Origin of the sequence: Variovorax sp. DAIF25 (genome assembly GCF_050711835.1) — a bacterium.
Classification (GTDB): Bacteria; Pseudomonadota; Gammaproteobacteria; order Burkholderiales; family Burkholderiaceae_C; genus Variovorax.
The window spans coordinates 4907598-4920695 of record NZ_CP136636.1; the positions used below are offsets into that span (position 1 = coordinate 4907598).

A 13098-nucleotide genomic window follows, 5' to 3' on the forward strand; every position below is an offset into this window, starting at 1 on the left:
CGCGCCGTTGGCGGCTGCGGCCGACGAGATCCCGGCGCCGCTGCGCGAGCCGGTCGCGCGCTATGCCTGCCTCAGCTGCCACGGCATGGTGCGCAAGCAGGTGGGCCCGGGCTTCGCGCAGATCGCGGCGCGCTACCGCCACGACCCCGAGGCACCGGCCCGGCTGGCCGACAAGCTGCGCGACGGCAGCGTCGGTGCCTGGGGCCGCGTCATCATGCCGCGCCAGCCCCACATGAGCCTCGACGAATCGCGCCGGCTCGCGCAGTGGGTGCTGTCGCAGCCCTCCCCGCCCTGAATGTCTTCGCGACCATGACCGATGCATTGCTGATCTGCGACGTGCTGCCCGAATCCCGCGACGCGGTGAAGTTCGAGGCGCCGGGCCGCGGCCCGGCCTTCGTCGTGCGCTGGCAGGGCCGGGTCCATGGCTACCTCAACCAGTGCGCGCACGTGGGCGGGCCGATCGATTTCGAGGGCCAGGTGCTCGAGCGCTCGGGCCGCTTCCTGATGTGCGCGCGGCACGGCGCGATCTACGAGCCCGACACGGGTTTGTGCGTGGGCGGCCCCTGCAAGGGAGCGCGCTTGGTGCCCCTGGCGGTGGAAGAGTCGGCCGACGGCAAGGTCTGGCTGCGCGCGGCCTGAGCCGGAGCGGGCGCCCCGGCATCGAGGATCTAATGCGCGGCCACGCCGCGTTCAGCCGTGCGCGCCTCGGCGCCGGTCCAGAAGTTCTCGGGCACGCCGCGCGGCTGCCGCTCCTCGATCTCGACAGTGACGCTGACCGAGATGTCGGCCGCCTGCTCGCGCCGCTTCAGAAAGCTTTCGAACTGGTCGAGGTAGTGATGTTCTTCATTCACGGATCGGGCCTCCATCTGGTTTTCGATACCAGAGGTTTTAATCCGTCGCAGCGTGTCGCCAAAGGTTGCGGATGCCGCCGCCGCGTGCAGGACAACAGGCCATCGCCGCCGCCGTGCCGCGCCTGCAAGGCCTACGACCTTCCGTAGTTGTCAGGCCGCCTTCACCGCGCGCGCGCCGGTCAGGGTCGGCATCTCGGTCGCGCTCGAGTTCACGTTCACGCTGCGGTCGAGCCGCAGGTAGCGCGAGGCGAAGCGGCAGGTCACGGTGTCGCGGAAGGCCGACTCGACGAAGGTCAAGCTCATCACGAAGGTGCGCTCGTCGAGCCATTCCCCGCTCGCCACCACGCGCATCACCGCGGGCTGGTACTCGTGGTGCAGGCGGTTGCCGGTCATGGTGGTGTCGCCCTCGATCGGCTTCCTGAGCCCCACCTGCACCGTGTGCGTGCCGCGCTCGTCCTCGAGCGTGAAGCTGCAGGCCTCGGCGCCGAAGTCCAGGCGCGCGGCCTTGATCCTGTCGGGGTTGTCGGGAAACTCGTAGCGCTGGCCCGACACGGCCGCGGCCACCGGCGACGAGGTCGGCCGCACCGGCGGCAGCAGGCGCAGGCCCGCCATGCGCCGGCGCAGCGCGGCGCTGGCCTGGCCGCCGTCGGCCGGTGCGTTCTCGAACGCGGCCGGGAAATGCTTGTAGAGCAGCCCCGCGTTGAAGCCGGCCTTCGGCGGCAGCGCCGCGTTGATCGCGAGCACCGCGTCGTGCGCGGGGAACACCACCGCGTACTGGCCGAACAGCCCGTCGGCGTTGTAGGCGCCGTTCGGGCCCAGCCACCACTGGTAGCCGTACTTGTCCTTGGTGTGCGGCTGGTGCACCGCATCGACCCATTCCTTCGTCAGCACCTGCCGGCCGTTCCACACGCCGTTCTGCGCATGCAGGATGCCGAGCTTGAGCGAATCGACGGTCTTCCAGCTCAGGCCGTTGGCGCCCGGCGAGATGCCCTCGGGCCCGACCTCCCATTCGTAGCCCGTGATGCCCAGCGGATCGAAGAAGCGCGGCTTCAGGTAGTCGGCCACCGGCTGGCCCGTGGTCTTGGTCACGATGGCCGACAGCATGTAGGTGGCGGCACTGGTGTAGACGAACTGCGTGCCGGGCGGATTCACCACCGGGATCTTGAAGAACTCGGCGATCCAGCTGGTGCGGATCTGGCGCCACACCGAGCCCGAGGTCATGGCGACGTGGCCGGTGCGCATGGTCAGCAGGTCGCGCACCGTCATCGCCGCGAGGTTCGGGCTCACCACCGGCGGCAGGTGCTCGGGGAAGAAGGACACCACCTTGTCGTCGAGCCCGAAGCGCCCCTCGGCCACCGCCATGCCGACCGCACAGACGGTCACGCTCTTGGTCAGCGAATGCGTCATGTGGCGGCGCTGCGGGCCGTAGGGCTCCCACCAGCCCTCGGCCAGCACCTGGCCGCGGCGCCACAGCATGAAGCCGTGCAGCTCGAAGGCGCCACGCTCGGCCTCGTCGAGGAAGGCCAGGATCGCCGCCGACGACACGCCCTGCGCCTCGGGTCGCCCGCGCGGCAGACCATCGGTGGGCGCCGGCGCGGCCAGCCCGGTGGCGGCCCAGCCGAGGCCGGGCACCGAGGCCATCGCCATGCCGCCGAGCGACAGGCGCAGCGCGCCGCGGCGCGAGAGCGCGGGGAAGGAAGAAGAGGAGGAGGAAGAAGAAAGTGGCGGCATGGCGGCGGTCTCCGGGAGCTGTCGTTGTTCTTCGCCGAGTGTGGACCGCGCAACTGTCATTCGCCTGTCGGCCCCGCCAGGGGAAACCCCGTCGGAGGTTCCTATTACACGCGTCGCGCACGCGACAGTGCCACTTTGGTCCGACGGGAAAACGCTAGGCGCCCCGCCCCGTTTCGTTCCTACAGTCCACGGGCCGGCATCGGCGCAATCGAAGAAGAAGCAGGAAAGGACGCGGGGCGATGGAGTTCGACTACGTGATCGTCGGTGGCGGCTCCGGGGGCGCCACGCTCGCCGCGCGGCTCAGCGAGGACGCGCGCGTGCGCGTGTGCCTGATCGAGGCCGGCGGCGACGGCCGCGGCATCCTGGTACGCGCGCCGGCCGCCACGGTGGCGATGCTGCCGGGCCGCCCGCCGATCAACAACTACGCGCTGCGCACCGAGCCGCAGCCGGGCCTGGACGGCCGCCGCGGCTACCAGCCGCGCGGGCGCTGCCTCGGCGGCTCGAGCGCGATCAACGCCATGCTCTACGTGCGCGGCCACCGCGAGGACTACGACGACTGGGAGCGCGCCGGCTGCAGCGGCTGGTCCTTCGGCGACGTGCTGCCGTGGTTCCGCCGCGCCGAGGGCAACCAGCGCGGCGCGAGCCCGCTGCACGGCGCCGACGGTCCGCTGCAGGTGGCCGACCAGCAGACGCCGCGCGCCATCAGCGAGGACTTCGTGCGCGCCGCGGTGCAGTCGGGCGTGCCCTTCAACGACGACTTCAACGGCATCGAGCAGGAAGGCGCGGGCCTCTACCAGGTCACGCAGTTCCATGGCGGCGCGAGGAACGGCGAGCGCTGCTCGGCCGCGGCCGCCTACCTGCATCCGGCGATGACGCGCCCCAACCTCGCGGTGCTCACGCACACGCAGGCGCTGCGCGTGGTGATCGAGCATGGCCGCGCCGTGGGCGTGGAGGTGCGCCGCGGCGGCAACGTCGAGCGCATCCATGCGCGGCGCGAGGTGGCGCTGTGCGGCGGCGCCTTCCATTCGCCGCAGCTGCTGATGCTCTCGGGCATCGGCGATCCCGCGCAGCTGCAGCAGCACGGCATCGCGGTGCAGCAAGCGCTGCCCGGCGTGGGGCGCAACCTGCAGGATCACCTCGACTTCATCCTCGCCTACCGCTCGAAGCACCGCGACCTGTTCGGCATCGGCCTCGGCGCGAGCTGGACCCTGCTGCGCCAGGCGCTGCTGTGGCGCAGGACCGGCACCGGCCTGATCGCCACGCCCTTCGCCGAGGGCGGCGCCTTCGTCAAGTCCTCGCCCGAGCTGCGCCGGCCCGACCTGCAGCTGCACTTCGTGATCGCCATCACCGACGACCATGCGCGCAAGCTGCATGCGGGCTACGGCTTCTCGTGCCATGTCTGCGTGTTGCGGCCGAAGAGCCGCGGCGAGGTGCGGCTGGCCGATGCCAACCCGGCCTCGGCGCCACGCATCGATCCGCGCTTCCTGTCCGACCCCGAGGACCTCGCGCTGCTGCTGCAGGGCGTGAAGAAGACGCGCGAGATCATGGAGGCGGCGCCGCTCGCGAAGTACCGCCAGCGCGAGCTCTACACGGCCGATGCGCGCAGCGACGAGGAACTGGTGCGCCAGATCCGCGCGCGCGCCGACACCATCTACCACCCGGTCGGCACCTGCCGCATGGGCGCGCCCAACGACGCGGGGGCGGTGGTCGATCCGCGGCTGCGCGTGCGCGGCATCGAGGGCCTGCGCGTGGTCGATGCCTCGGTGATGCCGACCTTGATCGGCGGCAACACCAACGCGCCCACGGTGATGATCGCCGAGCGCGCGGCCGACTGGATGCGCGGGCCTGCGCGCTTCGCGGCCGAAGCCGATCCGGCTACGCAGGGACAGGCGCCTTCGACGAGCCCCGCACCTGCAACTGCCCCGGCAGCAGCAACTGCCGCGGCGGGCTTTCGAGCCCCCGCAGCCGGTCGATCAGGCAGCTAGCGGCGGCGCGGCCGATGTCGTCGGTGGGCTGGGCCACGGTGCTGAGACCCGGGCCGATCAGCGAGGCCCATTCGGGATCGTCGAAGCCGACGAAGCCGAGATCGGCGCCGAACTGCCAGCCCAGCCGCGCCATCGCCTGCGCCACGCGCAGCGTGACGACCGCATTGCCCGCCACCACGGCGGCGCGCCGGCCGCGCCTGGCGCGCTTGCGCAGCGCCGCCAGGGCATCGTCGAGCGCCTGCTGTTCGCCCTCCACGCTCTCGAACACCTCGCCGGCCATGCGCGGCCCGTTGGCGGTCACGCAGGCGCCGAAGGCCGCGGTCCGCTCGCGCCGCGAGCTCACGCCCGCGAGCGGCTCGGTCACGTAGAGCAGCTCGCGAAAGCCGCCCTCGACCAGGTGGTCGCAGGTGGCCTTCATCGCGGCCTCGTTGTCGAGCGAGACGAAGTCGGTGTGCATGCCCGCGTGGCGCCGGTCGACCAGCACCGCGGGCTTGCCGTGCAGCGCGACCGCGTCGAACACGCCGCTGCCGCGGCCCAGGGTGTTGAGGATGAAGCCGTCGACCTGGTAGCCCGCGAGCGCGTCGATGGCCTCGCGCTCGCGTTCGCTCTCGTTGCCGAGGTTGAACAGCATCACGAGGTAGCCGGCGTCCTGGCAGGCCTTCTCGGCGCCGCGCAGCACCGCCACCGAATAGGGGTTGGTGATGTCGGCCACGATCAGGCCGATGAGCCGCGAGCGGCCGTGGCTCAGCGCCTGCGCCATCGGGCTCGGCGAATAGGCGAGCTGGGCGATCGCGGCCTCGACCCGCGCGGCGATGTCGGGGCTCAGCAGCCGCTCGCGGTGGTTGAGGAAGCGCGAGACCGTGGCCTTGGAGACGCCCGCGGCCTGCGCCACGTCGGCGATGGTGGCGCGGCCCGTCGGTTTCATGCGCTGGCCGTGTCGTAGGGCGCGGTCGGCGTCTCCCCGGCCAGCACCTGCAGCAGGTTGGTGGTCGCGAGCTCGGCCATCGCATGCCGGGTCTCGTGCGTGGCCGAGCCGATGTGCGGCAGCGGCGTCACGCGCGGATGGGTGCGCAGCGGCGAATCGGCCGGCAGCGGCTCCTTGGCGAACACGTCGAGGCCGGCCGCGCGCAGCGTGCCCTTGTCGAGCGCGTCGAGCAGCGCCTGCTCGTTCACGGTCGCGCCGCGGCCGCCGTTGATGAAGGCGGCGCCGGGCTTCATGCGCGCGAAGAAGGCGGCGTCGGCCATGCCGCGCGTGGCCTCGGTCAGCGGCAGCATCGCGAGCACGATGTCGGCGCGCGCCAGCAGCTCGTCGAGCGGCGTGTGCGTGGCCCGGCCCTGCAGCTCGGGCGCCTGCGCGGCCAGGTCGACCGCGCGGCGCGCGTGGTAGAGCACCGGCATGCCGAAGCCCAGGGCGGCGCGGCGCGCCACGGCCTGGCCGATGCGGCCGAAGCCGAGGATGCCGAGCGTCTTGCCGTGCACGTCGGTGCCGAACAGGTCCTCGCCGATGTTCTTCGTCCAGCGGCCTTCGCGCACCAGGGTCGAGAGCTCGACCACGCGGCGCTGCGTGGCCATGAGGATCGCGAACATGGTGTCGGCCACGGTCTCGGTCAGCACGTCGGGCGTGTGGCACAGCACGATGTTGCGGCGGCGCAGCTCGGTCAGCGGGTAGTTGTCGACACCGACCGAGACGCTCGAGATCACCTCGAGCCGCGGCGCCGCGTCGAGCATCGAGGCATTGAAGTTGACGCTCGAGCCGATCAGGCCCTGCGCCGCGGGCAGCGCGGCCGCGAAGGCCTCGGGCGACTGGCGCGCGTCGGCCACGACGACCTCGTGCACGGCCTGCAGGCGCGCGAGCTGGTCCTCGGGCAGGGTGCGGAAGACCAGGACGTTCTTGCGGGTGGAGGAAGACGAAGAGGAAGCCATGGCGTTCACAGCCCCGCCGCTTCGAGTTCGGCCCGCGTCGGCAGGCCCTCGGTGTCGCCGAGCACCTGCACCGCGCGCGCGCCGATCCAGGCGCCGCGGCGCACCGCCTCGGGCACGCTGCGGCCCTCGAGCAGCGCGCTGACCACGCCGGCCGCGAAGCCGTCGCCCGCGCCCACGGTGTCGATCACTTCCTTCACCGGGAAGCCCTCGACGCGACCGGTGCCGGCCACGTCGCTGTCGTAGTAGGCGCCCTCGGCGCCGAGCTTGACCACCACCAGCTTGGCGCCGCGCTCGCGGTAGAAGCGCGCCACGTCCTCGGGCTGGTCGTGGCCGGTGAGCAGCAGGCCCTCCTCGATGCCGGGCAGCACCCAGTCGGCGCGCGCGGCCAGCTCGTTGATCCAGTGGCGCATGGTCTCCTTCGAGGACCACAGCGTCGGGCGCAGGTTGGTGTCGAAGGAGATGGTGCGGCCCGCGGCGCGCATCACGTCCATCGAACGCAGCGCGGCCTGCAGGCTGGTCTCGGAGATGGCCGCGAACACGCCGGTGGCATGCAGGTGGCGCGCCGAGCGCAGCCAGGGCTCGTCGATGTCGGCCGGGCCCATGTGGCTCGCGGCCGAGCCCTTGCGGTGGTATTCGATCGGCGGGTCGCTGCCGTCGGTGACGCGGCCCTTGAACTGGAAGCCGGTGCGCTGCGCGGCATCGGCGATCACGTGCGAGCAGTCGATGCCTTCGGCGCGCATCGCGTTGAGCAGCGCGCGGCCCATCGAGTCGGTGCCGAGCCGGCTGGCCCAGCCCACCTTCAGGCCCAGACGCGACAGGCCGATGGCCACGTTGGTCTCGGCGCCGGCGGTGCGCTTGTGGAAGGACTGCGCATCCTCGATCGGCCCCGGCCGGTCGGCCACGAGCAGCAGCATGGCCTCGCCGAACAGGGCGACGTCGAAGGCGGTGGGTTCTGTCATCGGTGTGTGTGGTTCGCTACGCGCGCGCGGCGCGGATGAAGTCGATCTGCGCGCGGACGACGGCCTCGAGGTCGTCGCCCACGAGCGGGTATTCGATGGCGTGCGGCACGTCGGCCGGCAGCGCGCGCAGCACGGCGCGCCAGGGTGCCACCGAGTCGCCCAGCGGCACCGCCACCCACTTGTGCGGCAGGCGCTGCGCGCCCTTGCAGTGCACGTAGCGCACGCGCTGGCCGAGCGCCTGCGCGGCCTGCAGCGGGCATTCGCCGACCCAGTGCCAGTTGCCCATGTCGAAGGTCATGCCCAGCGACACGCCGGCGCGGTCGGCGGCTTCGAAGAAGGCCTGCAGCGCGGGCACGGTGCCGGCGCGCACGCTCTGGTCGTTCTCGATCACGAGCTCGACGCGGGTCTCGGCCAGCTCGACCTTGAGGCCCCAGAGCGAGCCGTGCGAGGACGCCTGGAAGTCGCCGATCGACATCTTCAGCCGCTTCGCGCCCACGCGCGTGGCGGCCGCGATGCCGCGCTTGAGCGCGGCGCTGTCGAGCCAGCCGCCCTGGGCCCACAGGCCCTCGGGACTGGAATAGACCGAGGCCAGGCCGTTGAGCGCCGGCAGTTCGGCCTCGGCGTCGCGCAGCATCTCGCCGCGCACTTCCACCGAATCGGCGCCCGCGCGCTTCGACAGCTGCGAGCACCAGAGCTGGCCATGGCGTCCCACCTCGGCCGCGCCGAAGGAGGACAAGGAAATCAGGACCTCGAAGGACATCAGTGGGCCTGGTGCGAGCTGAGGATCTGGCCCAGGAACTGCCGGGTCTTCTCGTTCTGGGGATTGCCGAAGAATTCCTCGGGCGGCGCCTGCTCCACGATCCTGCCCTCGGCCATGAAGATCACGCGGTCGGCCACGCTGCGCGCGAAGCCCATCTCGTGCGTCACGCACAGCATGGTCATGCCGTCCTCGGCCAGGCCGATCATGGTGTCGAGCACTTCCTTCACCATCTCGGGGTCGAGCGCGGAGGTGGGCTCGTCGAACAGCATGATCTTGGGCGTCATGCACAGCGCGCGCGCGATCGCCACGCGCTGCTGCTGGCCGCCCGAGAGCTGGCTCGGGTACTTGTTGGCCTGCTCGGGAATGCGCACGCGCGTGAGGTACTTCATCGCCACCTCCTCGGCCTGCGCCTGCGTCATGCCGCGCGAGCGCATCGGCGCCAGCGTGCAGTTCTGCAGGATCGTGAGGTGCGGGAACAGGTTGAACTGCTGGAACACCATGCCGACCTCGGCCCGCACCGCGTCGACATTCTTGCCGCCGGCCGTGAGATCGATGCCGTCGACCTCGATGCGGCCCTTCTGCACCGTCTCGAGGCGGTTGATGCAGCGGATCAGCGTCGACTTGCCCGAGCCCGAGGGCCCGCAGATCACGATGCGCTCGCCCGCGCGCACGCTGAGGTCGATGCCGGTCAGCACCTGGAAGTCGCCGTACCACTTGTTGACGGCTTCCATGCGGATGATGGGGTCGGTCATGGGGTGTTCCGCTCCCGGCTCACTGCATCTTCGGCAGGTCGGCCTGCAGCCACTTCTGGTAGAGCTTGTTGAGCTCGCCGTTGGCGGTGTTCTTGGCCACGAAGTCGTTGACGGCCTTGGTCAGCTCGTCCTGGCCCGGACGCAGCGCGATGCCCATCGACTGCTGCACCAGCGTGAACTTGTTTTCGTAGGTGCCGGCGGGCACGCGCTTGGCGATCTGGGCGGCCACGGTCACCGAGCAGCCGATGGCGTCGACCTGGCCCGAGATCAGCGCCTGCATGGCCGAGGCGTCGTCGTCGAAGCGGCGGATCTCGGTGCCTTCGGGCGCGGCCTTGGTCACGGCCACGTCCTGGGTCGAGGCACGGGCCACGCCCACGCGCAGGCCCTTGAGGTCGCCGGCGGCCTTGATCGGGGTCTTGGTCGCGCCGTACAGCACGATGGTGGCGGCCGCGTAGGGCTGCGAGAACTGCACCTGCTTCGCGCGCTCGGGCGTGATGGCCAGCGAGGCGACCAGCAGGTCGACCTTGTTGGTCAGCAGGAAGGGAATGCGGTTCGGGCCGGTCACCGGCACGATGTTGGCCTTCACGCCCCAGTCCTTGGCCAAGAGCTTGGCCACGTCGGCGTCATAGCCGTCGGGCTGGTTCTTCGCGTCGGTGGTGCCGTAGGGCGGGAAGTCGACCAGCATGCCGATGGTGATCTCGCCCTTCTTCTTGATGTCGGCCACGCTCTGCGCCGAGGCGAAGGGGGCGAAAACGGTGAGGGCGGCTCCGAGGCCGAGGGCTGCGATCGCTGCGCGGCGGGTGGTGGTGCGGGTCATGGGATGTGTCTCCTGAAAAAGAAAGGAAGCGACGGAAAAAACGAAAGCGACGGGGAAGATGGCGAACGGGGAAATCAGCGGGCCAGCGCGCGTGCGCGCTTGCGTTCCATGCGCGCAGCCAGCAGCGACAGCGGCCAGCAGATGACGAAGTAGATGGCGGCCACCACCGAGAACACGATGAGCGGCTGGAAGGTGGCGTTGTTGACGATCTGGCCGGCGCGCGTGACCTCGACGAAGCCGATGATGGCCGCGAGCGACGTGCCCTTGATGATCTGCACCAGGTAGCCCACGGTAGGCGCGAGCGCGATCCTGAAGGCCTGCGGCAGCACCACGTCGCGCATGCGCGCGCTGTAGCTCAGGCTCAGCGCCTGCGCCGCCTCCCACTGGCCGCGCGGAATGGCCTCGATGCAGCCGCGCCAGATCTCGCCGAGGAAGGCCGCGCTGTTGAGCACCAGCGCCACGCCCGCGGCGACCCAGGGGTTGATGTCCAGCCCCAGCACCGGCGCGCCGAAGAACACCAGGAACAGCTGCAGCAGCAGCGGCGTGCCCTGGAAGATCTGGATGAAGGTGGTCGAGACGCCGCGTGCCCACGCCGATTCGGACGTGCGCATGAGCGCGATCGCGAGCCCCAGGATCGCGCCGCCCACGAAGGCGATGGCCGACAGCGCGAGCGTCCATTGGGCCGCTTCGAGGATGAACAGGAATTCGGGAAAGCCGAAGGTGCGCATGGTGTGATGGTCTCCGTCGGTCGACGCTTACCGGCGGTCCGGGTAGTTGAGCGTGCGCTTGTAGATCAGCTTGAACATCGCCGAGAAGGCGAGCGCCAGCGCGAGGTAGATGGCCGCGACCACGATGTAGATCTCGAAGCTGCGGAAGGTCTGCGACTGCAGGTTGGCGGCCACCGAGGTCAGGTCGTCGGCCGAGATCACCGAGACCACCGCCGAGCTCAGCATCAGCAGGATGAACTGGCTGGTGAGCGCGGGGTAGATGGCCTTGAGCGCGGGCTTGATGATGATGAAGCGGAAGATCTCCCAGGACTTGAGGTTGAGCGCGCGGCCCGCCTCGATCTGGCCCTTGGGAATGGATTCGATGCCGGCGCGGATGATCTCGGTGGCATAGGCGCCGAGGTTCACCACCATCGCCACCAGCGCGGCCGTCTGCGGCGACCAGCGCAGCCCGATGGCCGGCAGCGCGAAGAAGAAGAAGAACAGTTGCACCAGGAACGGCGTGTTGCGGATCACCTCGATGTAGGCGTTGATCACGAAGCGCAGCCAGCCCGGCCCCGAGGTCTTGCCCCAGGCGCAGAAGATGGCCACCACCAGCCCGAGCACGGTGGCGACCAGCGACAGCTGGACGGTGATCCACGTGCCCTTGAGCAGCAGCGGCCAGGCGGCGAAGACGGCGTCGAATTGAAACTGGTAGTTCATGGTCCGGCTGCGGCGCGGGTGCACGCGCACAGTGGAAAAGCAATGCTTGCAGCTTATATGAAACCGGTTTCACGATGACCGAGGGATTACCCTAGTCGGTCTTTGCGGGGGGCCGCTGCCTACACTTCCGCGATGCTCACACCCCTGGCCGACCCCACGACCGCGCAGCTGGACGACATGGCCGCAGACCCCGGCGCCACGCTCGCCGAGACCTCCGCCCATGCCCCTGCCGTGAAGCACCTGCGCCAGGCCCTGCTGTGGCCCGTGCGGCTGATGCCGGTGCGCGATGCCAAGTCCGCGCACCAGGCGCCCTGGCACCTGCTGCGCGAGATGGGCGAGGCCTCGCCCTGGCGCGAGGAGATCGACGAATACACGGGCGACAGCAGCCGCTTCCACCAGCGCCACTACAACGAGTTCGTGAGCTTCCTGCCCTATGTGCAGCGCTTCCTCTACGGCGAGGGACGCTCGCGCGCGCAGGCCGGCGGGCCCGAGACGGGCAGCGACGGCGACTCGCCGATGCGCATCTTCCGCCGCCACGACATCGCCGCGGTGCGCGTGGTCACGCGCGCCGGCGAGGCACCGATCACGCTCGAGGTGGTGCACTGCGACCTCTACTTCTTCTTCGACGTCGACGTGGTGCTGCTGAACCTCGAAGTCGGCGTGAACGACCTGAGCCTGGCGCAGGCGCAGGAGCTGCTCTACCGCTTCGGCCGCGCCTATCCCGCGGGCTGGGATGCCGAGGGCGGCGCGCTGCACTGCATGGCCAGCGTCGAATGGCTGGCGGCCGACGGCCGCGTGCTCGCCAGCTCCGACGCGCAGCACAGCGAGGCCTTCATCTCGCACGTGGCGCAGCACCGCGCGCCACGCATCGCGGCCCATTGGGCCTACCTGATGCAGCCGCTGGTGAGCGACCATTCGGAGGACAAGGGTGCGCTGCGCTACCGGCAGATCGAGTACTACCGCATGCCGGTGATGGCCTATCTGTCGCTCGACGATCCGAAGCGGCTCACGCGCAACGACTTCATCCGCCTCGGCCTGGTCACGGGCGCGGGCGAGGCCGAGGCGGCGCTCGCGGGACGCCAGGACCACCTGCCCTATGCCGACCATCACCTGGCCGACTTCGAGAGCCGCTACTGCTACGACCGCTTCTGGGTCGATGCCGGCGCGGCCCCCCACACGCGCTACCTGTGCAACGGCCATGCGCTGATCGTGGTGGGCGATGCGCGCTCCGAGTTCTTCTGCTGCCGCGACCGCGGCGTGCTCGCGCAGTTCCGCCACCAGCACTTCCTGCTGTTCCTGATCGCGCACTTCCAGAAGGCCTCGCTGCTGATGTTCTCGGACCAGTTGGTGGAGGCGCTCAAGCGCCTCGACATCCGCAGCACGCCGAGCGTGAAGCGCTTCAAGCGCGCGATCCGCGCGAGCTTCGAGCGCTTCCTGCGCTTCACGCACCGCTACTGGTTCCACGAGATCTCGGAGCAGGCGCAGGTGCGCGCGCTGTCGCACCTGTGCGCCACCCACCTCGGGCTCGATCCGCTCTACGACGAGGTCAAGGAGCGCATCGCCGACATGAACACCTACCTCGACGCCGACAGCCTGCGGCGCCAGGCCAACACCGTGGTGCGACTCACGGTCGTGACCCTGTTCGGCCTGATCGGCACCATCACCACCGGCTTCCTCGGCATGAATCTGCTGGCCGAGGCCGAGGCGCCGCTGTGGCGCAAGGCGATCTGGTTCGGCATGGTGCTGGTGTTCACGACCTGGCTCACGGTCTACACCATGGTCAAGTCGCAGCGGCTGTCGGACTTCATCGACGTGCTGTCGAACGACCGCATGAGCTTCCGCGAGAAGCTCGGGGCGCTGGTGCGGGTGTGGAAGCCCGGGGCCGACTGAAGA

The 13098-nt window shown here is 70.3% G+C and carries 14 protein-coding genes; 4 read left to right on the top strand and 10 right to left on the bottom strand.

Going from position 1 to position 13098, the window contains the following annotated elements:
* Window positions 1–7: 7 nt before the first annotated feature.
* Together R0232_RS22560 and R0232_RS22565 are read left to right on the top strand one after the other, a co-directional pair.
* A complete protein-coding gene (locus R0232_RS22560) occupies window positions 8–295 on the top strand; it encodes a c-type cytochrome (protein ID WP_057595371.1) in 288 nt (95 codons plus the stop codon).
* Between the two features lie 14 nt (window positions 296–309).
* Entirely contained in the window at window positions 310–639 is a 330-nt protein-coding gene (locus R0232_RS22565) for a Rieske (2Fe-2S) protein (protein ID WP_093354716.1), read from the top strand.
* Window positions 640–668: 29 nt separating this feature from the next.
* Here the strand turns inward: R0232_RS22565 and R0232_RS22570 are convergent, their stop codons facing one another.
* Together R0232_RS22570 and R0232_RS22575 are read right to left on the bottom strand one after the other, a co-directional pair.
* Window positions 669–851 (bottom strand): hypothetical protein, encoded by a 183-nt coding sequence (locus R0232_RS22570; RefSeq protein WP_143129335.1) that lies wholly within the window; start codon window positions 849–851, stop codon window positions 669–671.
* Window positions 852–1001: 150 nt separating this feature from the next.
* Entirely contained in the window at window positions 1002–2582 is a 1581-nt protein-coding gene (locus R0232_RS22575) for a serine hydrolase domain-containing protein (RefSeq protein ID WP_431509487.1), read from the bottom strand.
* 239 nt (window positions 2583–2821) lie between these two features.
* On the opposite strand from R0232_RS22575, the gene R0232_RS22580 reads away from it, so the two are divergent.
* Window positions 2822–4567 carry a GMC family oxidoreductase gene (locus tag R0232_RS22580; RefSeq protein WP_431509488.1) on the top strand — a complete coding sequence of 582 codons (1746 nt, stop codon included), beginning with the start codon at window positions 2822–2824 and terminating at the stop codon, window positions 4565–4567.
* On the opposite strand, the gene R0232_RS22585 is transcribed toward R0232_RS22580, so the two are convergent.
* From R0232_RS22585 to R0232_RS22620, 8 genes are all read right to left on the bottom strand, one after another.
* Window positions 4458–5492 (bottom strand): LacI family DNA-binding transcriptional regulator, encoded by a 1035-nt coding sequence (locus tag R0232_RS22585; RefSeq protein ID WP_057595376.1) that lies wholly within the window; start codon window positions 5490–5492, stop codon window positions 4458–4460. The genes R0232_RS22580 and R0232_RS22585 overlap by 110 nt on opposite strands.
* The gene (locus R0232_RS22590; RefSeq protein WP_431509489.1) at window positions 5489–6490 is read right to left on the bottom strand and encodes a 2-hydroxyacid dehydrogenase; all 1002 of its coding nucleotides are present in this window, start codon (window positions 6488–6490) and stop codon (window positions 5489–5491) included. Before R0232_RS22590 ends, R0232_RS22585 begins: the two co-directional genes overlap by 4 nt.
* A gap of 5 nt (window positions 6491–6495) precedes the next feature.
* The gene (locus R0232_RS22595; protein ID WP_431509490.1) at window positions 6496–7449 is read right to left on the bottom strand and encodes a sugar kinase; all 954 of its coding nucleotides are present in this window, start codon (window positions 7447–7449) and stop codon (window positions 6496–6498) included.
* 16 nt (window positions 7450–7465) lie between these two features.
* A complete protein-coding gene (locus tag R0232_RS22600; protein WP_431509491.1) occupies window positions 7466–8209 on the bottom strand; it encodes a sugar phosphate isomerase/epimerase family protein in 744 nt (247 codons plus the stop codon).
* Window positions 8209–8961, bottom strand: a complete 753-nt coding sequence (locus R0232_RS22605; RefSeq protein ID WP_281080738.1) for an amino acid ABC transporter ATP-binding protein — start codon at window positions 8959–8961, stop codon at window positions 8209–8211. Before R0232_RS22605 ends, R0232_RS22600 begins: the two co-directional genes overlap by 1 nt.
* Before the next feature lie 19 nt (window positions 8962–8980).
* Window positions 8981–9778 (bottom strand): transporter substrate-binding domain-containing protein, encoded by a 798-nt coding sequence (locus R0232_RS22610; RefSeq protein WP_093354693.1) that lies wholly within the window; start codon window positions 9776–9778, stop codon window positions 8981–8983.
* A gap of 74 nt (window positions 9779–9852) precedes the next feature.
* The gene (locus R0232_RS22615) at window positions 9853–10506 is read right to left on the bottom strand and encodes an amino acid ABC transporter permease (RefSeq protein ID WP_209543327.1); all 654 of its coding nucleotides are present in this window, start codon (window positions 10504–10506) and stop codon (window positions 9853–9855) included.
* Between the two features lie 27 nt (window positions 10507–10533).
* Window positions 10534–11205: an amino acid ABC transporter permease gene (locus R0232_RS22620; protein WP_057595383.1), complete on the bottom strand. Its 672-nt coding sequence runs from the start codon at window positions 11203–11205 to the stop codon at window positions 10534–10536.
* Between the two features lie 177 nt (window positions 11206–11382).
* Here R0232_RS22620 and R0232_RS22625 point away from each other — a divergent pair, with 177 nt between their 5' ends.
* Window positions 11383–13095 carry a hypothetical protein gene (locus tag R0232_RS22625; protein WP_431512924.1) on the top strand — a complete coding sequence of 571 codons (1713 nt, stop codon included), beginning with the start codon at window positions 11383–11385 and terminating at the stop codon, window positions 13093–13095.
* The last annotated feature ends 3 nt before the right edge of the window (window positions 13096–13098 follow it).